Origin of the sequence: Hyalangium minutum (genome assembly GCF_000737315.1) — a bacterium.
Lineage (GTDB): Bacteria > Myxococcota > Myxococcia > Myxococcales > Myxococcaceae > Hyalangium > Hyalangium minutum.
Window position 1 is genome coordinate 898,133 of the sequence record NZ_JMCB01000003.1, and the last position, 24,955, is coordinate 923,087.

Sequence of the window (24,955 nt, forward strand, 5' to 3'; positions counted from 1 at the left end):
GGAGACGGCCTGAGCGACAGTTCTCGCCCAGGCCATCCGCCTGCTCGTCTGCTCAGCAAGGAGCAGCTCACCGGCCGCCGAGGAAGTCCGCCTTGCCCACGTCCACACCGTTGTGACGCAGAATGGCGTAGGCCGTGGAGAGGTGGAAATAGAAGTTGGGCAGCGCGAAGTGGAGCAGATATTCCTGGCCCTTGAAGTGAAGCTCACCTGCCCTCGTCTTGAGGGTGACGGAGCGCTCCTCGCTGCCATCGATCTGCGCCGCAGTCACTGTCTTCAGAAAGGCGAGGGTCTTCTCGATGCGCTCCTTCAGCTCGGGGAACGTGGACTCGGTGTCTGCGAAGCTGGGCGCCTCGATCCCCGACAGACGGGCCGCACATCCCTTTGCAGAATCGGTCGCGGTCTGAATTTGGAAGGAGAAGGGAAGCATGTCGGGCGCCAAGCGGTCCCGGATCAGCACCGCCGGATCAATCTTCTTCGCCTCGGCATGCGCCGCAGCCTTGTCGAGGATCTTCGAGAGATTGCCCAGCATGCGGATGAAAACGGGGATCGACGCCTGGTACATGGACAGGGACATGGTGCTGGCTCCAAAAAATGGGGGGGAAAAGCGGGCCGGAATCTAACGGGAGCGCCGCACGCGGACCACCTTACCGCGCCGATCATCCACCGCCAGCTCCACCCACCGGCCCCGAGGCATCCCAAAGCGCACCAGCCACACCATGACATCCCGAACGGGAGAGGGCTGCTCCGGCTCTCCCTCGCCCAGTTCGATGTACTGCAGCTCGGCCGACTCCACCCGGGCGTCCGGGGGTACTTCCTTCTCCTCTCGGGCGCTCTCGGCGATGGCCACGGCCTGCTCCCGCATCATCGCGCGCCCTCCTCCACGGGCAGGATGGAGATGACGGCGCGCCGCGCGGGGTTGATGCACACGCGCAGCCCGTCCGAGGGCTCCTTCCCTTCGAAGCGAAGCTCCAGGCTCCCCTTCTCTCCCTGGCGGGACTCCACCAGCGTCAGCCCGGGCCGCAGCAGCCCGCTCGTGCGAGCGATGGCCAGCGCCTCCGCGTCCGTCAGCGGCTCCCAGCGGCACTTCTCCCACTTGTCGTGGTCCACGTAGCCCACGACCCGATCGTCCGCGTCGAGCACCACCTCGAACTGGCCATACCGCCGCCAGAGCACCATCGAGCGATCCGCCACGTAGCGCAGCTCGATAGGATCCCACGTCAGCGCCGCATCGTCCGGTACGGGGATGGGCTCAGCGACGAAGTCCCCGTTCATGTGCTCCTGGGCGAACTTCAAGCAGTCTTCGATCGCCTTCTTCTGCAGCGTGTCGAGATCGAACAAGGCCATCTGGGCTTCCTGGGGCTACTTCAACATCGAGACGACGCTGGTGACGAACCCGGCGATGGCCCGCCCCAGCGCAGTGAAGGGCTGGAGGAACGGATGATCGATGGACCCGCCGCCCTCGCCGAACAGCACCGGGCGCATGCTGTGATAGTAGGGCGCGCCCGTGTCGTAGAAGACCGCTGGAATCTTCGCGGGGTTGAAGTGATACGAGTCCCTCCACTTCGTATAGAAGTTGCGCGCCATGGCCCGCGCGTCGTTGTCGGGGATGTAGCAGCGGAAGGCCAGGTAGTTGCGAGTGCCCCGGTTGACGAAGGCATTGCCCAGGCTCCGCTCCCAGCCCGCCACGCACGTGTCCACGTAGACGAGGTAGCGCGGCACGCTCGGCACAGCGGTCTTGTTGCGGACGTCAGCCTCTCCGAAGGTGTTGCCGGGCTGGTTGCTTGACGCCACGGCAACGATGACACTGCGCCAGTTCCCACCAGGCTGCGAGTGCGGCGGGTTGTTGTTCTTCGGATCCTGCAGGCTGGCACCCGTACCCGGATCCTGCACGTCGCCGTGGCTGGCGTGGTGATAGCTGTAAGTGTTGCGCAGCAACGAACCCCAGTTCGCTACCGGCACCGTGGCCCCACTGAGCGCAAGCGTCCCCGCCTTGTGGTGCGCCTTGGCGCGGATCAAACCGGCGATCTCGTTCATCTCCGCGCCCGTGGTGAGCCCACCGCCCGGGCCTGTATCCGCCACCGAGTCACTGACCACCATGTGCCAGTACTCGACCTGGAGCGTCTTCGCCTTGTCCTTGCCCAGATCATACGGGCTGGAGCCCGTGAGCCCCTTGTGGGACAGCTTCACGCGGAAGAAGAAGTGCGGGCAGTCGTAGGGATCCCACGGCAGGTGCTTGGCCTCGAAGGTCCACACCGGCGGCTGTCCCGTCTTCTTGTCCACCACCTTGTTGCCCTGCACCACCAGATCCGTAAGCGCCCCCACTCGCGCGCCCGTGAGGCAGTGGTGGATGGAGATGAGCGCCCGGGCACCCGCCGGGACGTTCTCCGTCTCCACCTGCGCGACGATCTTTGCGTCCGCGGGCACAGCGCCGCCCGGGGGCGCACCGCTGTTGTGGTTGGGCACGGCCTTGTTCTTGTCCCAGGTGAGGCTCTTGAGGACTGGAACTGGATCCTTCTTGGGCGCCTTCGGGGCCTTGCCCTTCTTGCCTTTGAGGCTCTTCTGCGAGCCCGCGGAGATCCTCTTGACCTCCGAGCCCTTGAACTTCAGCTGGCTCCCGTCGACGGTGATGGAGCTGCCCGTCCACTGGATGTTGCCGGACTGCTCGACGGTCAGCACCACCTTGCCGCCTACCGACACGGTGAGCTTGTCCGCCTTGAGCTCGATCTCCTGGGCCATCCACGCGAACCCGCCCGTGATGGCGTGGAGCGTGTCCCCCTTCACTGTCTCGGTGAGGTCCTTGCCGATCTCCACCTTGAGCTCTTCTGGGATCGCCGTTTTGAACTCGCCGAAGATCTTCGAAGAGCGATCGCCGTCGACCTTCTCCTCGCGGTCCAGCTGGACCACCTCGATGAACGAGCCGCCCACCTGCTCGGCCTTCAGTCCGATCACGGCCTCGTTGAACCCCAACCCCACCGCCACCGAGTACGCCCCGCCCACCGTCAGCGCCTTGGCCGCCGCCACGTTCTCCATGGAGGCCATGGCCACATCGAGCTTCAGCACCTGGGCCACCGTGATGCTCTGCGCGTTGGCCACGTCCTCGTGGTGATCCCCCGAGATGTCCGTGGTGCGGTTGCCCATCACCGTGAGCGACTGGTTGCCCTGGATCTTCCGGACGTCCTCCTGCTGCACCGCCAGGATCTGGTTGCCCTGCACGCTCTGCGTCCGGTTCCCCGCGACCGTCAGATCCTCGAAACCTCCGATGCGCTGGGTCTTGTCGTTCTCGGCCTGGATCTCCCAGTCCTTCTGGCCGTGCAGGGCAATGAACTCCGTCCCCGCCGCGTCCTCGAAGCGCAGCTCGTTGAAGCCTCCACCGCCCGGGCTGGAGCTGGAGCGCAGCGTGCTCTTCGTCTTCTCGTCTGGCAGCGGCACCGGCGGCGGGTTCTCGCCGTTGTAGACCGAGCCCACCACCAGCGGACGATCCGGATCGCCCTCCAGGAACCGGACGATGACCTCCTGCCCGATGCGCGGCAGGTACAGCGCGCCCCACCCGGCCCCCGCCCACGCCTGGCTCACGCGGATCCAGCATGAGCTCCGGTCGTCGCCCGGCGCCTCGCGGTCCCAGTGGAAGCGGACCTTGATGCGGCCGTGCTCGTCGGTGTGGATCTCCTCGCCCGAGGGCCCCACGACGATCGCCGTCTGCGCTCCGGCAATCACAGGCGCCGGGGTGAGCCGAGGCGGACGGAAAGGCACGGCCGCCGGGAGCGCATGGAACCGGCTCCGGTAGGCGTGGTGCCCGCCCGAGTGTTCCACCGCGACCAACAGGTAGTCCCCCTCGAAGGCGGCATCCGGATGCTCCGTCAGCGTGAAGGTGCAGCCAGGCACCATGCGCACACTCGAGCTCTCGCCCTCGCAGCGCTCGGCATCCTGCCGGTGCTCCTCCAGCCGCACCTTCGACAGGTTCTTTCCAGCGCCCGGATCCTCGTACTTGCCCGGATAGTCGTAGACCTCCAGCTCCGTGCCGACGTTGGACGCCTCCTTGTTCGCCGTCAGATCCAGCGACGGGCGCACGAAGTCGAAGTCCCGCAGCACCACCGCGCCCGGCTGCACGCGGGCCACGCGCTCCAGGCCCAGCACGTGCTCCTCGCTGACCTCGGTGCCCAGAGCCCCTCGGAACGGCAGGCGCGCCTCCCCCGGAATGGGCGTGTGCGCGCCCGTGCCATCTCCGAGCATCAGCGTGTGCGCGTCCTCGGTGTGCTCGAAGAAGAAGAAGATGCCCTCGGACTCGAGCAGCCGGGACACGAAGTCGAAGTCCGACTCGCGGTACTGCACGCAGAAGTCCCGGGGCGCGTAGCTGCCATCCAGGCTCCCGCCGTGCGAGAGCCCTGCCTCTTCGAGCACTTGCTGGACGATCTCCGGCACGCTCTTCTGCTGGAAGATGCGGCTGCGGCGCACGTGGCGGAGCTTCCAGAACTCGGGGACGAGCAGCGCCCGGTAGCGCATGAGCCCCTGCCGCTCGCCCAGCGACTCCACCCGGCCGATGATCCCGTGGACGAAGCGCGAGGCCCCATTCACCACATCATGCAAGGCCAGCACGCCCTTCTGCCCGAGCATCTCCCGAGGCTGGATGGCCGCCTGCCCCACGGCCGCCAGCTCCACGGTGAAGGAGAACGCGCGCGACAGCTCCTCCCGCCCGGAGAAGCCGAGCACGGTGAGCTCCTCGGAGGTGTAGGGCCCCGCGCGGAACTCGAAGGCGATGCGGCGGGTCTCTTGTCCTGACGGCACAGCTTCTCCCAGGGCAGCGCGACGCAGGCAGAGACGCTAGCATGAAGCCCCGCCTCGGATGGACGGGACCCGAAGCAGGCATCTATCGTCCTTGCCGAGCGCACAAGGGAGCATTCCGGTGAGACCAGCCAGTGTCCTGACCGCCAGCGAGCCTGAGTTCGAGTTCGCCGCAGGCCCCTTCACACAGGGAGAGCTCTCCGTCATCGAGTTCGAGGCCCGCGAGGGCCTGTCCACCCCGTACCGGGTGGAGCTCGTCTTCACCGCCGCATCCGACATGGTCGTCGAGGCCGCCGATCTGCTCGGCCAGCCCGCCGCCCTGGTGGTGCGCCAGGGGGACGACATCCGCTACCTGCACGGTCTCGTCTCCGAGCTGAGCCGATGGAACATGGGAGGCGGGCCACAGCGCAACCGCTACCGCGCGGTGCTCGAGCCCCGGTTCCACCAGCTGCGCCATACCCGCCGCAGCCGAATCTTCCAGCAAAAGAGCATCCCCGAGATCATCCAGGCGGTGCTGGACGCGGGAAAGGTGAAGTACACCCTGGACCTCCAGGGCTCCTACTCGCCACGGGACTACTGCGTGCAGTACCGCGAGTCCGACTTCGACTTCGTCTCGCGGCTGATGGAGGAGATGGGCATCTTCTATTTCTTCCGCCACGAACAGGGTGAGCACGAGCTGGTATTGGGGGATTCCCCCAGTGTGCATACGCCCATCCTCGGCGAGCCGGCGCTGCCCTTCCGGGATCCGGCGGGCATGGCGGCGACGGAAGAGTGCGTCTACGACATGGCAGGGAAGCTGGAAGTGGTCCCCGGGGCAGTGGCGCTGCGGGACTTCGACTTCGTGCGGCCCTCGCTGGACATGACGGTGGACAGCCAGGACTCGAAGGGCGACACGGCGCTCGAGGTGTACGACTACCCGGGCAAATACGAGGATCCCGGCCCAGGTCAGGATGTGGCGAAGATCCGCCTGGAGGAGCTGCGGGCTCCCGGGCAGGTGGCGTGGGGCCAGTGCCAGAGCCGGCGGATGATGCCGGGACACAAGTTCGAGCTGACGGGCCACGCGGAGCCCGAGCTGAACCGCGAGTACCTGCTGCTATCGGTGATGCACGAGGGTTATCAACCTGAGGTGCTCCTCTTCGAGCAGTCGAACGGAAGGCTCACGGGGCGCAAGCCGTACCGCAGCACCTTCCAGTGCATGCCGTCCGAGGTCCCCTACCGCCCGCCTCGGCGGACATCGCGTCCGGTGATTCCCGGGCCGCAGACGGCGATCGTCGTGGGGCCCTCGGGCGAGGAGATCCACACCGACGAGCACGGCCGGGTGAAGGTGAAGTTCCACTGGGACCGCGAGGCGCCGGGCGACGACCGGAGCTCGTGCTGGATCCGCGTGAGTCAGGCGTGGGCGGGCCCGGGCTGGGGTGCGCTGTACCTGCCGCGCATCGGGCAGGAGGTGGTGGTGGACTTCCTGGAGGGCGATCCGGATCGGCCCCTCATCACCGGGCGCGTGTACAACGGGCACAACCCTCCCCCCACGGATCTGCCCGGGAAGCGGACGCAGAGCACGCTGCGCTCGGACTCCAGCCCCTCCAGTGGCGGCTTCAATGAGCTGCGCTTCGAGGACGCGGCCGGTGAGGAGCAGATCTACCTCCATGCGCAGAAGGACATGGAGATCGGCATCGAGAACGACAAGAACCAGTCGATCGGCGGGAACGAGTCGCTCACGGTGGCGAAGGATCGGCGCCGGGAGATCAGCGGCAACCAGTCGTTGAAGGTGCAGGGAAACGACGACTCGACGGTGGGCGGCAACCAGACGGTGGAGGTGCGCTCGAACCGGACGACGACGGTGGCGGGCAACCACACGGAGACGGTGGGCGGCGCGCAGAACATCGAGGTGGGCGGGACTCACACGCTGTCGGTGGCGCTGGCCTCGGCGGAGACGATCGGCCTGGCCAAGGCGCTCAATGTGGGCGGGGCCTACGCCATCAGCGTGGGCGCGGCGATGAACGTGGCGGTGGCGGGGGTGAAGGCCGAGGAGGTGGGCGGCTCCAAGACCGAGCTGGTGGGCTCGCAGAAGACGGAGAAGATCGCCGGCTCGAAGACGCTCACGGTGGGCAAGGAGCTGACGGAGACGGTGGGCGAGTCGCGCACGCTCGAGGTGGGCAAGGACATGACGCTCACGGTGGGCGGCATGCTCCAGCAAGTGACGAAGAAGAACCACAAGCTGTCGGCCAAGGAGATCAGCCTGGTGGCCGAGGACACCTTCACCATCAAGGTGGGCTCGGCCTCGCTCACGTTCAAGAAGAGCGGGGACATCGTCATCAAGGGCGCCAAGGTCGAGGTGACCGCCAGCGGCGACGTCATCATCAAGGGCAGCAAGATCGCCGACAACTGAGCCTCGCGCCCCTGGGCGTCAGCGGTTCAGGAGCCGATCAAAGGAGCGGGAGAGGAGATCCGAGCGCAGGCCCGCGGCCTTCTGGGCCTGAGCCCGCTGCACGTGCGTCCACGTGCGGGATTCAATCTGGCATGAGCCCTGACTGCGGATGGCCAGTTCCCATGCCAGCACGGAGCGGCGGCGCAGCGGCTCACCCTCCAGCGCGGCGCGGAGGAGGTCGGCCGAGAGGGGCTGGCCCCGGAGGTAGCGGCCCGAGGGCTCGAAGCGCCTGCGGGCCTCGCCCCACCAGCGATCCACCCGGTCCACGCGGACCTTGCCCGGGAGCACCTCGGGCCCGGGGAGCAGCTCCGCCACCGGGGCCTTGGGCGCCTCTTGCTCCTCTTCCTCCAGGAGCTCCTCTTCGAAGTCCTCCTCCCCCTCCTCTTCCTCCTCGATGAAGGGCGCCGCGAGCGGCAGGCCGGTGATGGCCGCGAAGGACTCGGCAGCGAGCCGATCGCCCACCGCCTGAAGGTTCTCGAAGGCCAGCTCCGCCGCCGTGAGCCGCCCGCTGAAACCGAGCGCCCAGAGCGCCTCGTCACGCAACGCCGGATCCTTCAACGCGGCCCCAAGCGCCTCCAGGTCCGCCGCCTCCCCGCCCAGCGCCAGTGCGAGCAAGGCAATCCGAGGCACCTCCCCGCCCGCCTCCAGCAGCTTGCGGCACCGCGTCCAGGCCTGACGGCTGCCCAGCACGAGCCCCGCCTCCAGCGCCGCGTCGCGCACCAGGGGCTCGCTGTCCCCGAGTCCCAAGCGGACCAGCTCTTCGCCAAGTGGCCGGGAGACAAAGCGGGCGTTGCGGACCGCCTCCACGCGCAGGGAGACGTCCTCGCCCAGCTTCACTTTCCCCAAGGCCTCGCTGGCATCCGCCTGACGGAAGCGCAGGGCAGCGAGCACCCCGGCCTGCTCATTGGGCGGAAGGGTGGGAACCAGCGCCAACAGGGCTGGGGTGAGCTCCTCGCGCGGGCTCAGCTCCACACCGCGCCGGATGCCGGAGATGAGTTCCTCAGCGCCCTCGGCGAGCCACTCAAGCACCGTCTTCTGCCAGTCCACGTCCTCACCGCCGAGCAGCGCCAGGGACGCCACGCTGATGGCGCTCACCTCCTCACCCTGGATGGCGGGAATCAAGAGCCGCTCGGCCACCGGCCGGCCGCCGAGCACGAGCGCGTCGATGTGGGCCAGCAGGCGCTGCTCCTCGCGCTGAGCGAGCTCGCCCAGCACGTAGTCCGGCGCCCACAGCGCGTGCTCCCATTGAGCCCAGAGGAAGGTGGCCTCTTCGAGGTGGACTTCCAGCACGTGCCAGGGCACGGGAGGACGGCGGTACGCGGGGGGTGATGGAGGCTTCGCCACGGTCACGGCATCCTAGCTGCAACCCACGTGCTCCCCTATGCTCACGAGCGTGGACCGGCACAGAGGAGGGTGTACTGCAATGCGAACCGCGTCCCTCGCACAGGAGGTGCTGGCCACGAGCCTTGCGCTCATGCTCGTACCTGGGGCCGTGGCGCATCCACAAGGGACGGTGGTGTGAATCGTCCTGTTTGAAACTTGCGGATATGTGCAATCGGGGAATGGGCGAGTGGGCTGCGGAGTATGCTGCGGAGTTTGACGCAATCGATCCTGCGGTTGATTGGATAAAGAATCACCGCGAAGAGATTCTCGTGGGCACCGTCATCGTCATCGCAGGAGTCGCCTTCACTGCGGCGGTTGCCGCATCTGCCGGAGGTGCTCTCATCTTGGTGCCGCTGGTGCTGCTAGCGGAGGACTCCTCTGGGACAGTCCCGTCTGCGCGGCTCGCAAGGACGTCCCATGAAGATTTTTGAACCTCTTTCAAACGCATCGCTTTTTGCTGGAAAGCGATGGCGTTCAGCCATGTCCGCCGGCCGGGAGGAAGAAAGCGAACTCTGGCGCTATTTGAGAGAGCAATTCTCCTTCATCTCTGAGTTGGGGCAGGCTTACCAGTTCGAAGACTATCTTCAGGGGATTCCATCCACGCCACCACCCTACGTGAGCGCCGCTCTGGACTCACGCCAAGAGGCAGCCTCGCGACAGGCCATGGCTCTCGCTCGCAAAGCTTTGGAGGAGGCACCCGGCCCGGACCAAGCGAAGCATGCACTCATCCTCATCAACCTCCTGAATTTCCTCGCAGACACCGGACAGACCGCTGACTTCGAGGACTTCTTCACCCACCGCCTCGACTATGCGCCGCTCGCCATGGCCTCCTTCGCGACACGCGAGGAGGCGGAAATCTGGCTGAAGGGTTTGGCAGAACCTCCCAGCCCGGCCCGCATCCTTATTGGAGATGAGTATTACTTGGCTTGGTATTCCCGCGAGGACGGCTCTCGAGGTGTGTCTCGTGATTTTACGATAGAGCCATATATTGAAGAACTCACGGCACGTGGGATTCCTCCCAACACTCCTTCATTCAAGACACGTGAAGAAGCCGAGGCGTGGCTGGTCCACCACCCCGCCTCTCCCTTCTCCTTCCTCGCCATCGCCGGAGAGCACTACTTCGCGGTGCACCACAAGCGGCTGAAGCGGCATACCCTTCACCCGGTGGCGCGCAGCCTGGAGGAGTGGGAAGAAGAGAAAAAGACCGCCGCGCGTCAGTCCGCCCAGTGAGAGACGACGCAGGAAGGATAATCACGGCACCCTGGCTGGAACCTGCGGGCTCCCCTATGCTCACGCGCGTGGACCGGCACGTATGATGGGATGGGTGAAGACCATAGGGCTGGCGTCCTCGCTGGGCCCGTTGATCCCGGCGTGCGCGGCGTTCCGCGCGGGCGTCTCCCGGCCCTCCGCAGCTCCGGACGCCGAGGTCTTCTTCCAGGGCGACGAGGAGCCCGCCACCGTGGCCGTCCATGTGCTCCCAGCCGCCACGTTTGGCTTCTCCGGAGTGGGCCGGCTGATCGCCCTGCTCACCGAGGCACTCGCGGACCTCGCGACGCGGGCGGACCTGAGCGCGCTGGATGCACAGGCGGGGCTCTACGTCGCGCTGCCTGATCCCGAAGCGCGCGGCTTCACCCCCAGCAAGGAGCCCGAGGACGAGAACGCGGACACCGTCGAGGAGCGCGTGGCAGCGCTCGGAGCGCGCGTGGTGGAGGGAACCTTCGCGGCGCTGCGACACCCATGGCGAGGCCCTCCCGCGCGCCTCTTCCACGGAGGCAACGCGGCGTTCGGCATGGCCCTGGCGGCCGCGGCAGAGGATCTGAAGAACCGCCGGGTGAGCACCGCCCTGGTGTGCGCCGTGGACAGCCTGGCCTCACCCGAGACCGTGCGCTTCCTCAACGACGAAGGGCTGCTCAAGACCGAGGACCACCCCACGGGCCTCATCCCCGGCGAGGCCGCCGTGGCCCTCCTCTTGAGCCCCACCTCCGCGGCCCGAGCAGAGGCCCAGGGCACGCCGGTCTTCCTCCGAAGCGTGGCGCTGGACACGGATCCGCACCCGGTCGGGGCGGATCGTCCCACCGATGCTCAGCCGCTCGCGGGCTGCCTCCTCACCGCGCTGGGGCCTCTCTCGCCCCAGGCCCGCGTGCCCCTGCTCATCTCCGACCACGACGGCCAGCACTGGCGCGCGTACGAGTGGGGCTTGCTCCAACTCCAGCTCGCCAGCCGCGAGCGCTCCCTGACGGATGCTCCCGCGTGGCTGCCCGCCCTGAGCTTTGGCCACACGGGAGTGGCCTCGGGAGGGCTCGGCGCCGCCGTGGCCTTCCGGGCCTTCCAGCGAGGCTACGCCCCTGCTCCTTCTATTCTCGTGCTCTCGTCCTCGGACACGGGCGAGCGCGCAGCCCTCCACTTCTCCTCCGAGGAGCCCTCGGCTCCCGGCCGTTCACGGCGGTAATCCCCATGCCTCCAGATGTCGTCGAGAACACCGCGTACTCCCAGAAGATCCACGACAGCTATCACGCGAGCCTGGATCGGAAGTACGCGGCCGATAAGGCCAAGAAGAAGAAGGCGAAGGCCAAGGCGAAGGCCAAGGGCCTGCCGCACGCGAGCACGGACGATCCGCTCAAGGGCGTGCTGGGCAAGGGCGACAAGTACGCCCAGCGGGCGCACGACTACCTGCTGACGAACGGCGGGCGGAACAAGGTGTACCAGGACCTCTCGCACCACCACGTGAAGCGCATCAACCGGAAGAAGCTGGAGCACTTCAAGTTCCCGGGCGGCCCGGTGGAGAACTTCAACCCCTCGGCCAAGTACAAGGGCAAGAAGGCCGGACAGCGCTTCCCCTATGTCTGGGAGGCCCACCACATGCTGCCGGGCTCGGCCTTCTACTTCGAGCTCAACGGCACACTCTGCTTCACAGCGGCGCAGCGCCAGATCATCCTCAAGTCCGACTACAACATCAACCACGGGCACAACATGATCGACTTGCCGGATCAGGCCTGGGCTGTTCCTGTCCACCGGTTGATCCAGCACCCGGGAGACCATCCGGAATACACCGCCCGGGTGATGAAGGCCCTCAGCAAGCTCTCCAAGAAGCTTCAGGAGCTGGCCGACAAAGGGGCGAAGCATGAAAAGCTCAAAGAGAAGGTGTTCGAGCAGCTCCAAGACCTGGAGAACCAGTGCTGGGAGTTCCTCATCGCGCTAGGACGCAGGAGCGTGAATGCGGTGCTGGCCGGCAAGGTGCTCGTGGACGTGAACGTCCGCTACGAAACCAAGGACGGCAAGACCAAGTTCAAGTGGGGCGCGCTGTACTGACTGATCGGGAGCAGGTGGGCACATGGCCTATTGGATCCTCAAGGTTCCGAACCAAGGGGCGGTTCTCGGGGGCTTCCCCCGCAGCAAGATCAAGGCGTGGCGCTATGGGAAGGGCGAGCGGCTGGCCAAGGAGTTCCCCAAGAACGCGGCCGTCCAGTTTGCGGACAAGTTCAAGAGCCGGCGCGAGCTCTTCGACTTCGTCTTCAACTTCGACGACGCGCTCTACGTCTCCAGCAAGGTGCGCGCCATCCTGGAGCAACTGGAGACGCCCGAGCTCGAGTTCCTGCCTGTCTCCATCAAGGACCACAAGGGCGCGGTGGCCGCGAAGGACTACTTCATCCTCAACCCTGTCGGCACCCAGGACATCATCGACATGAAGAAGTCGGATGTCGTCATGGACTCGCTGATCGAAGGCGAGATCTCCCGGATCAAGAAGCTGGTGCTTCAGCCCAAGGCCGTCGACAAGGGGGCTCACCTCTTCCGCGCGACGAACATGCCCGATCTGATCGTGATCGACGACAAGGTCCGCACCGCCTTCGAGAAGCAAGGCGTGACGAACTACCAGCTCTTCAAGGCCGAGGGTTGGGATGGCCTGGAGCTGGGAGGCGCGGAGTTCGATGACCCCGACGGCGGCATCACCTTCTGACCGGGCGGACCCAGGCGCCTACCCCTTCTTGCGCTTCGTGGCCGCCTTCCGGGGCTTGGCTGCCTTCTTCCGGGCCGGGCTCGCCTTGCGCTTCGGTGTGGGAGGCTCGGGGTCTTCTTCCAGCCAGCGGATGAACCGCTTGACGTTCACGAGCGCCAGCACGGGCCGGTCCTTCCCATCGAGGAAGCGGATGGCGTCCCGCCCTCCCGAGAGTCCCACCTGCATGCAGTAGATGGGCATCTCCGAGGCCGTCTTCAGATCCTTCACCTGGGCATCCAGGATCTGGGGGTGGAGCTGAAGCACTTCGTCCAGGACGCCATCGAGCGGGAGCAACACGCCCTGCTCTCCCTTCCGAGCGGACAGGAAGCAGGGCGTCTTCTCTCGGAGCACCCGCGCGACGATGTCCGCAGGCTTCTCCTTCAAGCAGTTGGCTTCGAACATGGGTAGGCTCCCCCTTCAGGCCCTGGAGCATACATGCCGAACATGAAATCCCTCCGCGCCGATGCGGCCATGAAGCTCGAAGGGCTCATGGACGACTTCCGGCCCGGCGCGGATCGCGACACGCTGCTGGCCCAGGTCAACGACATCCTCCTGAGCCTCCACACCATCGCCGTGGCCACGCTGCTGGTGGATGGCAACCCCCAGGGCTTCTTCCTCAACCTGTGCCGCGCCGCCGAGAACGGCCGCCGACTCCTGGAGCTGCTCCAGGCCCGTCAGCTCACCCCTCCTCCCGCTTCGTGGAACATGCCCCTGCTGGCCGCGCTCGCCGCTGGGAACTTCCCCCAGGCGGACGCCATCGCCGCGGCCTCCACCTCTACCTGGCTGCACGCGGAGGTGCGTGAGTACGAGGACGAGTTCCTCTGGGCCGTCATCCTCCAGCAGCTCGCGCACCACAAGCCGCCTCCGGCCTCGCGGGTGGAGCCGCTGATCGCCCGCTTGGAGAAGCTCAACAAGAAGGAGTACGGCAGCCGCTGTGCCCTGGCGCGGGCGCTGCTCACCCAGTCCTCGTCCGGCTTCGCGAAGGCCTTCGAGGCCGCTCGGCTCGACTACGAAGTCCGGATCGAGAAGGAGGCCCAGGAGTTCGGCACGCCTGTCACCGCGTTCGCCCCGCACCGCTTCCTCTGGCTGGAGGGGCTGGCGCTGCTGCGGCTGGCGGAGCGGGCGGGCATTCCGCTCGAAGGCGCGGATCTGAAGTACTGCCCTCCCCTCGCCCGCGTCCCCATGGCGGCGAAGTACGCGGATGACTGGGCCATCCCGGCGCGCACCGCCAGCAAGTGAACCCGCGTCGCACGGGATGCGTCAGTTGATCTGAACCTTGCCGCCCTTGATGCGCTGCAGCCCGGAGGCGGCCGTGAGGATCTCCGCGCCCTTCAGCACGATCTTCCCGTCCCGGCGCAGGGTGATGCTGGCCTTGCCGCACTCGAGGACGACCTCCTGCTGGCCGCGGATCACCACCCGCTCACCGTCCACGAGCGCCTCCTCGGGCATCGAGGCCGCGGGCTCCGCGAGCACCGCATCCGTGAGCGGCGTGGCGCTCGGCGTGGCTAAAAGGGTGACGAGGATGGGCAGCCCAGGATCGCCGTTCTCGAAGAAGAGGAGTGCCTGCTGGTGCTGCTCGGCGGCGCGCACCAGGACGTCCGAGGGAATCGACGCGGACACCCGAGCGGCGAGCGGGCCTCGCGTGTTGCCCGGGTAATCCACCCGGGGCGAGCCGTCCTTCGTGACGCCCACGACCGAGCCAACCCGAGGCTCGCGGATGAGCTCCTCGAGGGCCTGTCCACTCTTGTGTCCGGCCTCACGCTTCTTCATGCCCGTGCCTTCCCGGCCCTCGCACTGGGGCTAGAGCTCCTTCTCACAGAGGAGGCACTTGGGCTTATCTCCGGACTTGCCCAGGCCGATGACGGGCGCCTGCAGCACGGGGAACGGCGGCGTGTTCTTGTCGTTGTGGAGCATGAGATCGAAGGAGCGGGCCACGCCCTTGCCCTCGAAGCTCACGTCGAAGGAGTAGTTGACGAACTCGGCCTTGCCCTTGGTCTTGTTGGAGGCCACGCCACCGCCCGCGGTGCCCGCCTCGTCGCCCGTGCTCATCTTGAAGTTGGAGTCCGCGATGCACACGGGCTTGCCGTCCACCTTCACCTTCTTGGTGCCCTTATCCGTATCCGAGGACTGGGCGATATTCGGGTACGGGATGGGAATGGGCCCGCCGGGGCTCGGCGTCTTGCACACGTCCGGGAAGGCGATGGTCTTCCCGTTCGTGTCCTGGTTCACCACTGACAGCTTGTTGACGCCGACGCTCGTGCTCATCTCGGACTCTCTGGGCCCCACGCGGCCCCGTGGCCCTTCATTCTACTCCGCTTGCTCGCCGGATGCCTGGGGAGGTCCCCACCGCTCCGAACCCTCACAGGTGACCACCATGGACTCCACTTCGGTGGGCTCCTGGGCGAGCACGAGCATCCCCCTCCAGAGGAGGACCAGGCGCATCGCGTCGGTGTCGATGATCACGGTGTCGAGGCGCAGTTCGAGATCCTCGTCCGATTCGCGCTTCCGGTAGACCACGACCTGCGGGGGCGGAAGCCCGGGGAGACTGAAGGCGAGCCGGCCCTCGGGGGTAGCGTTGGCGATGACGACGGGCTCACTCCCCTGGAGGTAGCCGGGAGCGATGAGGCCGGGGGACGCGGCGTTGAGGAAGCGCCGGTCGAAGTCTCTCGGGAGCAGCGGCTTGCGCGACTTCTCCCAGGCCGCGTCGTAGGTACCAGCGAAGGCGGCGCGAGGCTGCCAGTTCGGACCGATGAAGCCGAAGCCCACGGGCGCGGGGCGGTCTCCCCACTCCTCGATGGGCTGCACCGGGTCTTCCAGGTTGGGCAGACGCACGCCCTCCTCGAAGCGGCTCCCGGCCGCGCGGAAGCCGGTGCCCACGGGGTTGCGAGGTTCAAAATGGTGCTTCGCGGCGTCGGGGTTGCTGCGATCCCAGCCGCCGAAGGCACGCTCATAGCGGAGAGGGATGCGCTCGAAGGGAGCGGGCTTCGTCATGGCGATGCTGCCCATGCTCTTGAACCAGGCCCGATCGCCGATGACCCTCACACCCTTTTGCAGGGCCCCGACCTTGAGGGCGACGAGCAGCTCGCGAGTGCCTTTCTCTTGGGCATGAGCGTGGCCCACGAGGACCACGTCCGTGGCGGGCTTGAAGAAGGCGCCCTCGGGCTCGTACTTGTCGCTGGCCTCGTCCGAGCCGTCCCACTTCGTGCCGGACAGCTCGAGTGGCTCCTGCTCCTCTGCCAGTGAAAGCTTGCCCTGAGGGCTGATCTCGAACGTGGCCTTCACCACGGGTACGAGCAGCGGGCGCAGTTCCTCATCCGCGAGGAAGAGTGGCTCGAAGGTGAAGGGCGTACGGTTCTCGGAGGTGGGATGCCCCATGGGCCTCTTTCTACCAAGGACCGGACGCTCTTGGGGTGAACCCCGCCCGCTATGACGGCCTTGCCGAGGGGACCCACTCCTTCCAGGTGCGGGCACGCGACACGGCGGGCAACGTGGACCCCTCTCCGGCCTCCTTCTCCTGGCTTATCGATGTGACGGTGCCTGACACTGCGATCACCTCGACTCCGCCCAACCCCTCCAACCAGCCCACCGACACCTTCTGTCGGTGCCGTCAGCGACACGGGAGGCACCAGCTCCGCGTCCACCCCGGTTCGTTTCACGGTGGACACCACCCCTGACACACCCGAGCCTCCGGATCCGGGCGGCTGTGACTGCGCTGCAGGCTCAGGCGATGCCTCCTGGCTGCTGGGTGGGTTGGCACTGCTGGCCCGCCTGACTTCCCCGCGCCGCCAGTGGCTGCGCTGACCACCGCGTCCGCCGCCGAAGGGAGGAGCCCTCCTTGCTCCTCCCAAGCCCGTGCGCCTCACTGCTCCTTCAGAGCGGCGAGCACCTCGCGCGCGACAGCCACGGAAGAGGCCGGGTTCTGGCCCGTCACCAGCCGCCCGTCTCGCACCGCGAAGCTGCCCCACATGGGCCCGCGCTCGTAGCGGCCGCCCAGCTCGCGCAGCCGTGTCTCGAGCGCGAAGGGCACCACCTTGTCGAGCTTCACCGCCACCTCCTCCTCATTGGAGAAGCCCGCCACGCGCTTGCCCGCCACCAGTGGGCGGCCATCCGAGCCTTTCACCCCCACCAGCGCCGCGGGCCCATGGCACACCGCCGCCACCACCGCGCCCCGCTCGTAGGCGCTCGCGAGCAGGCGCTGCAGCGGGGTGTGGACCGCCAGATCCCACATCACCCCGTGCCCACCGACCACGAAGTAGGCGTCGTACGGCTCCTTCACCTCCTCCAGCACGAGCGTGTGCTCGAGCTTCTTCACCGCCTTGGGGTCGGCCAGGAACGCACGAGAAACCTCGGAGGGATCCTTCACGCTGCGGGGATCCGCGGGGGCCTTCCCTCCGCGGGGAGACGCGATGTCCACCTGCGCACCCGCCACCGAGAACTCCTGGTAGGGCGCCGCGAGTTCCTCCAGCCAGAACCCCGTGCGCTCCTGAGTGGTGCCGAGCTGCTCGTGGCTGGTGACGATCAGCAGAATCTTGAGGGCAGCCAGTGCCTTCATGGTGATTGCTCCTTGGGGGCCACCCTTCATGGGGGCCATGGCTAAGAAGTAGCGCTGGCTGGGGGCCAAGAAAATCGAGGGCTTCTTCGCATAATGTGTAGCCATGCTTGGCAATCACGAAGCGCTCTGGACGCTGTGGGAGGTGAGCCGGGCCGGGACCTACGCAGCCGCAGCAGCACGGCTGGGGATCACGGCCTCGGCGGTAGGCCAGCAGCTCAAGGCACTGGAGCAGCGCTTGGGCGTCGCGCTGTTCGAGCGCGTAGGACGGCGCGCCCGGCTCACGGCGATCGGCCAAGCTCTGATCGAGCGGCTGGGCGAGCACCTGCCTGCCCTCGATGCGGCGCTGGAGGAAGCCGCCGCCACCCACCGAGCAGTGCGCGGAGAGGTATCACTGGGAGGCCCGTGGCCTTTCTGCCGCTCCTGGCTGCGCCCTCGCCTGCCCTCTCTGCTGGAGCGCTACCCAGACCTGCGCCTGAACATCCGCTTCGATGTCCCCAGCCTGCTCACCCGCCGGCTGCTGGGCGGAGAGCTGGACCTGGCCATTGTCGGCACGCTGCCCGAGGAGCCAGGGCTGGAGGTGCACCCGATCGCCCATGAAGGCTTCATCGCCGTGGCCGCGCCCGGCTATCTGCGGCGACACGGCACGCCTCGCTCGGCACGGGACTTTGCGGCTCACCGCTTCATCGCCTTCGACTCCGATCTGGCGATGCTCGTCCCTTGGTGGCGAGCGGCCTTCGGTCCCCGAGAGCCGCTGCCCACCCAGGTGGTATGCCGCATCACCAACCTGGACGAGATGCTGGCGCTGGCGGAAGCCGGATGCGGCATCACCGTGCTGCCCGACTACCTGGTTGGAACCTCGGTCAACGAGGGGCGGATGGTAGCGCTCGAACCGGAGGTCCGCCGACGCTCGCTGCGCCACAACCGGGGGACGCTCTGGCTGGCATGGCGCAGGGCCGCGGCGCCCACGGCGCGATTCCTCGCGGTACGCGACTGGCTGCTGGAGGGCGGGCTGAAGGAATGAGGCGAAGGATCCTACCGACGCGCAGAGGCGCCCCAGCGCTGCGCAGGCCGAAGCCGAGCGGGCGGAGAGTCCGGCGCAGGCAGAATCCACCCCTTGGGAGCAAGCCCATCCGCCTGGTGCGCGAGATCCACCTCCGGATCCACCAGGAGCTCCGAGGGGCGCCCGTTCAGCGATGCACGCGCGTCGGCATGAACCTCGACGGGGCCCTTGCCCTCCGCCTCGAAGTCGCGGGCGATGCGCCGAGCAAGCTGCAGGATGAGGTCCGGCTGCACGGACATCTCCCGCTCCTGAAGCTGCGTGAGGTACTGGCGCGGAGGCACGTGCCACTCCTTGCCCGTCACGGGTGAGCGCACCACGAAGGTCACGCTGCCGTTCTTCTCTCGGGCCATCACTCGCCACGAGAAGCGCATGCCCTGCTCGTGCCAGAGGACATTGCCTCCATAGAAGTGGGTCCTGAGCGGAAGCGCGATCTGAAGGATCCCATAGGCCACAGCCACCCCCAGGGCGATCCGGGCCTTCCTCCCGGGGGCCGCCAGCACGGGCACCGCAACGGGCGGCTTCGGCCGTTCCACCCTGCGCAGGCGCGACACGAGCCACCGCGGCCAGGAGGAATCGAAGAACACCAACGCGGCCGTGACCATGATCACCGGGAACATCCCGATGGGGAACAGCGCCCAGGTCGCCGCATGGAACCCCAGCACCACCACGTACGCAAACGGACGCAGCCTCCGCACGAGCAAGAAGGCCACGATCGTCGTGTCGAAGAGGAACCCCGACCACGCCGCGGCATAAGCGACCCACGTCTGATCCAGCATCGGCCCCACGAGCGGAAGCCCCGTGCGCGCCGAGAGCCAGATCTGGAGCGGCTGGGCATGCACCAGCCAGTCCGGGGTGAGTTTGGCCAGCCCGGCGAACACGTAGACGACGGCCACCTGGAAGCGCAGCAGGTACGTGCACCACGTGGGCAGCCAGTCCTGGCGCAGCACCGGGTTCCTCCACGCATCCACGGAGAACGCCCGGTGCGCAGGGACGAAGCACAGCAGCCCCGCCAGCAGGCTCACCAGATAGTAGTGGTTGAGGTACGTGGTGACGTCCACGAGCTGGACGTACGTGAACGTGACGAAGAGCAGCGCGATCGCCACGCGGTAGTAGAAGCCCAGCGCCACGCAGAGCCCCAACATGCCCAGGGCCGCGAAGACGACGTGGATCCACGGGGCCGGGAGCGCGGGCACCCACCCGAAGCCCCAGTAGGTGAAGTGGAACTTCGGCCGGACGAAGAACTCCTGCACCCAGCCGTAGGCGAGGAAGCGCACCGCCGACACCGTCACCATCAACCCGAACGCCACCCGGAAGACCGCCAGGGCCGCGATGTCTCGCGGAGCCAGCAGATGCGCCCAGAGCCGACTGGCCGTGCCCGGCGTGCTCACCGCCTGCTCAGTCATTGTCCCCTTCCACCGTCTGGGGCAGCTCGAGGTCCAGCACGGTGACAAAGTCGGTCTTGAGCAGATCCGTCACACCCTTGAGCGAATCGTAGAGCGCGCGGACCGAGGCCTTGTCCTGCACGAGCGCCTGCGCCAGATCCTGCTCCTCGATCGCGTTGAGCGCGGCATCGGCTGCCACCAGCCTCGAGCGCAGGGCCTGCGCGAGCGAGTCTGAGCCCACCGCCTCCAGCAAATCATCGAAGCCCCTGCCCGAGAACCCTTCCCCACAGCCCTCGACGATGCGCCGGAACCCCACGAGGTTGTTGCGCAGGTTCGCCTTCGAACGCCCCGCGTAGATCGACTCCAGCAGCTCCGGGCACGACTCTGAGTCACACTCCCGCAGGCCCAGCGGGCGCGCCAGCTTCCGATCCTTCATTTCACTATCGAGGTAGAAGAGCCCGTCGCTCACCGAGTTCAGCGCCATCTGCACCGACGGGTAGATCGCGTTGCCCGTGCCAGGCGACGCCAGCGTCGCCCCGAAGTTCCCCTTCCCCGGATCCCACGCGTCCGCCAACTGATCCGCTCGCGCCCGCACCGCCTTGGCCGCCGCCGCCGCATAGGCCCGCTTGCGCGCCTGCCGCTCCTCGACCGGCAGCGCTGCCCATGTCCCTCCAGCCACGATCGGAGAGCTCGGAGCACAGGCCGTGTCCGTGCCCTCGTAGAACAGCAGGAACTCCACCGCGTACAGCCCCCGGCGGGACACCAACATCGCCGGGAAGTCCTGCGACTCGTAGCCACGAGCGACGATCTGCTCCTCCACGGCGCACCGGCTCACGAGCGGCCACGAGTAGATGTTGTCCCGCAGCTCCGCCCCGCCCGGCTGGCTTCGAGGCAGCGTGGGCCCCACCTGCATGGCATCGATCTCCTGCCACGCGTCCATCGCCCGGTGGAACGCCGCCCGAGCCGCGTCCCGATTGGCCGTGTCGGGAGCCGCAGCCAAGGCCGCTGTCGCCGTCTCCAGCTCCACGGCAGTAGCCTGGAAGGCCTTCGAGCGGCTCTGCTCGCACGAGCCCACCGCGGCCAGCAGCTCTTTCCGAACCGTCTCCGCCGGAGGCGTGTTGCCGGGATCGGGCTTGCTGTCCTCCTTGCAAGCGCACAGACACGTGAGCACTGCGAGCGCGAACACTCCCGCGCCGCGGGCCCCCTCGAGGCGATTTCGTGGCATGGCCCTGCCGTACCAAACGATTTTGGAAGTGACAAGCATTCTCAAAATGGTCTGGGGAACTCCTTGACACTCTCTCGATCGCCACGGTACTCCGCGCGCCGCGTTGAAAACGATAATCGTTTTCAATTCCATAAAAACGCTCTGGAGGGGCAAACATGCGGAACAATTCGGAAGGGGCGGGCCTGCGGGCCTCGCTCGTGGGCGCGGTCGTGCTCGCGCTCACCCTCACGGTGGCGGGTGGCTGCGGAGATGATGACGAGATCATCGATCCCCCCGACAACACCCCGGACGCAGGTCACGAGCCCCCGACGGACGGTGGGACGGACGCTGGCGTACAGCCTACCCCCTCTACGGACACGGCGTTCGCGGCGGTGCGCTTCAACACCAACGGCACGCTGGACACCACCTTTGGTACCGGCGGCGTCGCGGTGGTGGACGTGGCCCCTGGCAACACGTCCGCGCGTGAGACCCTGTGGGGCGCGGCGCGTGACAGCTCGGATCGCATCGTCATGTTCGGCCACGCGAAGGGCACGGATCGCCTCGACGTGGATCGCGTCGTCGTGCGGCTGTCCGCCAATGGCGCGCCTGACACCGGGTTCGGCACCAGCGGCGTGAACACCCTCAACGTCTCCAACCTCACCGACAACGCGCGCAGCGGCATCATCCAGCCGGACGGGAAGATCGTCACCTCTGGCTACACCCCGCATCCCACGGGCGTGGGGACGCAGACGGGCAACCGGATCGTCCTGACGCGGCTGAACGACGACGGCAAGACGGACGCGACGTTCGGCTCCAAGGGCGTGGTGAACTCCATGCCGATTCCGCCTGCGGATCCCGTCAACACCGAGTGGGGCTATGCCGAGGCGTACGCCGTGGGCTACCAGGCCGGCAAGTACGTCACCACGGGCTACGGCCGCTTCGGCAACACGGGCGCGGTGGACCTGCTCGCCTTCCGCTACACGAGCACCGGCCAGCTCGACACGAGCTGGGGCACCAACGGCACCTTCTCGCTGGATCTGGTGGGAGACAACGATCGCGGCCGCAACCTGGTCGTCCTCCCGGACAACCGCGTGTTCATGGTGGGCAGCGGCACGCCCGCCGCCCAGAACGTCGACGCCATGGCGGTGATGCTCACCGAAAACGGCGCCCGGGACACCAGCTTCGCCACGGAGGGCTACAAGCTCTTCGACTTCGGCCGCTCGGACGAGGCGTTCTTCGGTGCCGCCGTGTCCGCGGACGGCGCGTGGATCGCCGCGGCGGGGTACGTGGCCGGCGGAGGCCAGGATGACGACGCGCTCCTGTTTGTGCGGCCCACGGGCAGCGGCACCGAGTTCGTCCAGCCCGTGCCCATCTCCGACACCGCGAACGACCGCTTCTGGGCCGTGACGTTCGACGCCTCGGGGAAGGTCTACGCGGCGGGCTTCATCACCGAGAACGGTGACAACAAGATGATCGTGGCGCGCTTCAACACGGACGGCTCGCGAGACACGACGTTCGGCACCAACGGCGTCGCCACGCACAACGTCGTCCAGGCCGGCACGGATGAGACGGCCCGCGCCGTCATGATCCAGTCGGACGGCAAGGTGGTCATCGCCGGCACGGTGGAGAAGAAGTAGGCGCAGTCCCAAGCAGCCGGCACCCGAGGCCCCTCCGAATGCATGCAGGGGGGGCCTCGCCCCTGGGATCAGGGTGCCGCGCCGCTTTCGCAGACAGGTGGCGTTGACAACCGTGGGGCAGAAGGGGATGGAGGGCCCCACGATTCAAGGAGAAGTACGCAATGCATGCACGGATGTGGGTGGTCGCTGCGCTCGTCTTCGTCGCGGCGACACGGGCGGCGGCTCAATCAACGGAGGCTGAGCAAGCGGCTCCTGTGGAGCCTCCAGCGGGTGAGCCTGCAGCACCTGCCTCGCCTGTCCCCTCCCCTGCCGTAGCGGAGCAGCCGGCCCCCCCGTCTGAAGCCGCGCAGCCAGCGCCCGCGGATGCGCCCACCGCGCCCGCCTCTCCGAAGTTCGAGAGCGTCGTCGTGGGCACCTCTGAGGCGAAGACGAGCGGCTCGGTCCACATCCTCAAGGCGGACACGCTGCAGCGCTTCGAGAAGGACGATCCGCACGCGATCCTCCAGTCCGTGCCCGGCGTCTACGCGCGCGGCGAGGATGGGTATGGCCTGCGGCCCAACATCGGCCTGCGCGGAGTGAACCCCGATCGCAGCAAGAAGGTGACGCTGCTGGAGGACGGCGTCCTCTTTGGCCCAGCGCCCTACTCCGCGCCAGCGGCCTACTACTTCCCGCTGATGACGCGCATGCAGAGCGTGCGCATCCTCAAGGGCCCCGCGGCCATCCAGCACGGCCCGCAGACGGTGGGCGGCTCGTTGGAGTTCATCACCCGGGACATCCCCGCCGAGGAGGATTTCGGGGTGGACCTGGGCGGCGGGCAGGATCTCTACGGCAAGTTCCACGGCTTCTACGGCGCGAGCACCGAGCGCAGCGGCTTCCTGCTGGAGGGCGTGCACCTGCGCACCAACGGCTTCAAGGAGCTGGACGGCGGCGGCTCCACCGGGTTCCGCCGCAACGAGTGGATGATGAAGGCCCGGCACCAGCTCGACGTGGAAGGGGACTCGCGCCAGAGCCTCCAGCTCAAGCTGGGCTACTCGGATGAGGTGTCCAACGAGTCCTACCTGGGCCTGAGCGACGCAGACTTCGAGGCCAACCCGCAGCGCCGCTACGAAGTGAGCAAGATGGACCGGATGGAGAACCACCGCACCCAGGTGGTGCTCTCCCACCAGTTCGAGTCCGGCGCGCTGGCGGTGACGACGCAGGCCTACCGCATCGACTACCACCGCATCTGGCGGAAGGTGAACCGCTTCCGGAACATGGATATCGCCAGCGTGCTCGCGGATCCCACGAGCGCGCGCAACGCCATCTACTACAGCGTGCTCACGGGGCAGTTGGACAGCTCTACCTCCGGAGAGACGATCATGATCGGCCCCAACAACCGGGCCTTCGTCTCGCAGGGACTTCAGAGCGTGGCGCGGTGGACCACGGCCACGGGCCCGCTGAACCACAACCTGGAAGCCGGGGCGCGCTTCCACTACGACAGCATCCGCCGCATCCACACAGAGGACGGCTACCGCGTGGTGGGCGGAGAGTTCGTCCCCGAGGGTGGCCCCACGGACACCACCGCGAACAACAAGGACTCGACGCGCGCGGTGGCGCTCCACCTCACGGATGCGATGACGTGGGGGCGGTTCGTGGTGACGCCGGGCGTGCGGCTCGAGGTGATTCGCTCGCAGTCGGCGGACTACCTGAACGAGAAGCGCCAGGAGGGGGCGCTCGAGGTGCTGCTGCCGGGCCTGGGTGTCTACGGCTCGCTCACGCGAGCGCTGGGCCTGTTCGCGGGTGCGTATCAGGGCTTCTCGCCTCCCGCGCCGGGCCAGGCAGGCACGGTGCTCCCGGAGAAGAGCGTGAACTTCGAGGGCGGCGCTCGGTGGACGCGCAGCGGCGAGCGCTTCGAGGTGGTGGGCTTCTTCAACGACTACTCGAACCTCACGGACGTGTGCACCTTCTCCAACGGATGTCTGAACGAGAACCTGGATCGCCAGGTGGACGCGGGCGAGGCCAACATCTGGGGCATGGAGGTCTTCGCGGAGAAGACGTTCCGGCCGGGCGGCGGCGTGACGTTCCCCACGTCGCTCGCCTACACGCTCACCCGGACGAAGCTGCTCGAGGACTTCCGCTCGGACGATCCGCAGTACGGCGTGGTGCGCGCTGGGGACGAGATGCCCTATGTGCCTCGGCACCAGCTGTACGCCTCGGCGGGCGTGGAGTCAGTGCTCGGGGGCGTCTTCTTGAGCGCGGCGTACGTGGGCTCCATGCGCGAGGCAGCGGGCCAGGGAGAGATCCCCGAGGGTGAGAAAACGGGCGCCCAGCTGACGTTCGATCTGAACGCGAGCTGGAACTTCGCCAAGCAGGCCGAGCTCTACCTGAGCGCTCGCAACCTGCTGAACGAGCAAGTCATCGTCTCCCGCCGTCCGTTCGGCGCCCGGCCCAACGCGCCGCGCACAGTGCTGGTCGGACTGAAGTACTCGATGTAGGCCACACGCAAATTAACCTCGGAGTGGCTGCGGGGTTCTCTTGACGAAGGCCGTGGGAGCCA

Annotated in this window: 22 protein-coding genes; 10 read left to right on the plus strand and 12 right to left on the minus strand. The window is 67.3% G+C overall.

Features of this window, described 5'->3' with window-relative positions; translation table 11 throughout:
• Positions 1-67 precede the first annotated feature (67 nt).
• From DB31_RS10175 to DB31_RS45940, 4 genes are read right to left on the minus strand one after another with little or no spacing between them, the layout of a single operon-like run.
• Complete coding sequence (locus DB31_RS10175) at positions 68-574, minus strand: DUF1993 domain-containing protein (protein WP_044185762.1); 507 nt, start codon at positions 572-574, stop codon at positions 68-70.
• 42 nt (positions 575-616) lie between these two features.
• The gene (locus DB31_RS10180) at positions 617-865 is read right to left on the minus strand and encodes a hypothetical protein (protein WP_044185764.1); all 249 of its coding nucleotides are present in this window, start codon (positions 863-865) and stop codon (positions 617-619) included.
• Positions 862-1,344, minus strand: coding sequence for a hypothetical protein (locus DB31_RS10185; protein WP_044185766.1), 483 nt, complete (start codon positions 1,342-1,344; stop codon positions 862-864). Before DB31_RS10185 ends, DB31_RS10180 begins: the two co-directional genes overlap by 4 nt.
• A gap of 15 nt (positions 1,345-1,359) precedes the next feature.
• Positions 1,360-4,782: a type VI secretion system Vgr family protein gene (locus tag DB31_RS45940; protein WP_063769200.1), complete on the minus strand. Its 3,423-nt coding sequence runs from the start codon at positions 4,780-4,782 to the stop codon at positions 1,360-1,362.
• 118 nt (positions 4,783-4,900) lie between these two features.
• On the opposite strand from DB31_RS45940, the gene DB31_RS10195 reads away from it, so the two are divergent.
• Positions 4,901-7,168 (plus strand): type VI secretion system Vgr family protein, encoded by a 2,268-nt coding sequence (locus DB31_RS10195; RefSeq protein ID WP_052419847.1) that lies wholly within the window; start codon positions 4,901-4,903, stop codon positions 7,166-7,168.
• Positions 7,169-7,186: 18 nt separating this feature from the next.
• Here the strand turns inward: DB31_RS10195 and DB31_RS10200 are convergent, their stop codons facing one another.
• Entirely contained in the window at positions 7,187-8,551 is a 1,365-nt protein-coding gene (locus DB31_RS10200; protein ID WP_044186214.1) for a TIGR02270 family protein, read from the minus strand.
• A gap of 456 nt (positions 8,552-9,007) precedes the next feature.
• On the opposite strand from DB31_RS10200, the gene DB31_RS50415 reads away from it, so the two are divergent.
• The 4 genes from DB31_RS50415 (at position 9,008) to DB31_RS10225 (ending at position 12,545) form a co-directional block, all read left to right on the plus strand.
• The gene (locus tag DB31_RS50415) at positions 9,008-9,820 is read left to right on the plus strand and encodes a hypothetical protein (protein WP_240486616.1); all 813 of its coding nucleotides are present in this window, start codon (positions 9,008-9,010) and stop codon (positions 9,818-9,820) included.
• 85 nt (positions 9,821-9,905) lie between these two features.
• Positions 9,906-11,039 carry a hypothetical protein gene (locus DB31_RS10215; protein ID WP_240486648.1) on the plus strand — a complete coding sequence of 378 codons (1,134 nt, stop codon included), beginning with the start codon at positions 9,906-9,908 and terminating at the stop codon, positions 11,037-11,039.
• Between the two features lie 5 nt (positions 11,040-11,044).
• Positions 11,045-11,899, plus strand: coding sequence for an AHH domain-containing protein (locus tag DB31_RS10220; protein WP_044185770.1), 855 nt, complete (start codon positions 11,045-11,047; stop codon positions 11,897-11,899).
• A gap of 22 nt (positions 11,900-11,921) precedes the next feature.
• Entirely contained in the window at positions 11,922-12,545 is a 624-nt protein-coding gene (locus DB31_RS10225) for an Imm43 family immunity protein (RefSeq protein WP_044185772.1), read from the plus strand.
• Between the two features lie 18 nt (positions 12,546-12,563).
• On the opposite strand, the gene DB31_RS10230 is transcribed toward DB31_RS10225, so the two are convergent.
• Positions 12,564-12,986: a hypothetical protein gene (locus DB31_RS10230; RefSeq protein ID WP_063769202.1), complete on the minus strand. Its 423-nt coding sequence runs from the start codon at positions 12,984-12,986 to the stop codon at positions 12,564-12,566.
• Between the two features lie 42 nt (positions 12,987-13,028).
• Here DB31_RS10230 and DB31_RS10235 point away from each other — a divergent pair, with 42 nt between their 5' ends.
• Positions 13,029-13,823 (plus strand): Imm49 family immunity protein, encoded by a 795-nt coding sequence (locus DB31_RS10235; protein ID WP_240486617.1) that lies wholly within the window; start codon positions 13,029-13,031, stop codon positions 13,821-13,823.
• Between the two features lie 21 nt (positions 13,824-13,844).
• On the opposite strand, the gene DB31_RS10240 is transcribed toward DB31_RS10235, so the two are convergent.
• From DB31_RS10240 to DB31_RS10250, 3 genes are read right to left on the minus strand one after another with little or no spacing between them, the layout of a single operon-like run.
• Entirely contained in the window at positions 13,845-14,354 is a 510-nt protein-coding gene (locus DB31_RS10240; RefSeq protein WP_044185776.1) for a DUF6484 domain-containing protein, read from the minus strand.
• A gap of 30 nt (positions 14,355-14,384) precedes the next feature.
• Complete coding sequence (locus tag DB31_RS10245; protein ID WP_044185778.1) at positions 14,385-14,849, minus strand: DUF4150 domain-containing protein; 465 nt, start codon at positions 14,847-14,849, stop codon at positions 14,385-14,387.
• Between the two features lie 42 nt (positions 14,850-14,891).
• Positions 14,892-15,959: a DUF2169 family type VI secretion system accessory protein gene (locus DB31_RS10250; RefSeq protein ID WP_044185780.1), complete on the minus strand. Its 1,068-nt coding sequence runs from the start codon at positions 15,957-15,959 to the stop codon at positions 14,892-14,894.
• A 282-nt stretch (positions 15,960-16,241) separates the two neighbouring features.
• Here DB31_RS10250 and DB31_RS51535 point away from each other — a divergent pair, with 282 nt between their 5' ends.
• Positions 16,242-16,385: an MYXO-CTERM sorting domain-containing protein gene (locus DB31_RS51535; protein ID WP_420806678.1), complete on the plus strand. Its 144-nt coding sequence runs from the start codon at positions 16,242-16,244 to the stop codon at positions 16,383-16,385.
• Between the two features lie 58 nt (positions 16,386-16,443).
• On the opposite strand, the gene DB31_RS10255 is transcribed toward DB31_RS51535, so the two are convergent.
• Positions 16,444-17,136 (minus strand): type 1 glutamine amidotransferase domain-containing protein, encoded by a 693-nt coding sequence (locus DB31_RS10255; protein ID WP_044185782.1) that lies wholly within the window; start codon positions 17,134-17,136, stop codon positions 16,444-16,446.
• 103 nt (positions 17,137-17,239) lie between these two features.
• Here DB31_RS10255 and DB31_RS10260 point away from each other — a divergent pair, with 103 nt between their 5' ends.
• Positions 17,240-18,157, plus strand: coding sequence for a LysR family transcriptional regulator (locus DB31_RS10260; RefSeq protein ID WP_044185783.1), 918 nt, complete (start codon positions 17,240-17,242; stop codon positions 18,155-18,157).
• 11 nt (positions 18,158-18,168) lie between these two features.
• On the opposite strand, the gene DB31_RS10265 is transcribed toward DB31_RS10260, so the two are convergent.
• Entirely contained in the window at positions 18,169-19,599 is a 1,431-nt protein-coding gene (locus DB31_RS10265; RefSeq protein ID WP_044185785.1) for an HTTM domain-containing protein, read from the minus strand.
• Entirely contained in the window at positions 19,592-20,803 is a 1,212-nt protein-coding gene (locus DB31_RS10270) for an imelysin family protein (RefSeq protein ID WP_044185788.1), read from the minus strand. The genes DB31_RS10265 and DB31_RS10270 overlap by 8 nt, the downstream gene beginning before the upstream one ends.
• 155 nt (positions 20,804-20,958) lie before the next feature.
• Between DB31_RS10270 and DB31_RS10275 the strand changes: the two genes are divergently transcribed.
• Positions 20,959-22,419 carry an NHL repeat-containing protein gene (locus tag DB31_RS10275; RefSeq protein WP_044185789.1) on the plus strand — a complete coding sequence of 487 codons (1,461 nt, stop codon included), beginning with the start codon at positions 20,959-20,961 and terminating at the stop codon, positions 22,417-22,419.
• A 161-nt stretch (positions 22,420-22,580) separates the two neighbouring features.
• Positions 22,581-24,893, plus strand: coding sequence for a TonB-dependent receptor family protein (locus tag DB31_RS10280; protein ID WP_044185790.1), 2,313 nt, complete (start codon positions 22,581-22,583; stop codon positions 24,891-24,893).
• The last annotated feature ends 62 nt before the right edge of the window (positions 24,894-24,955 follow it).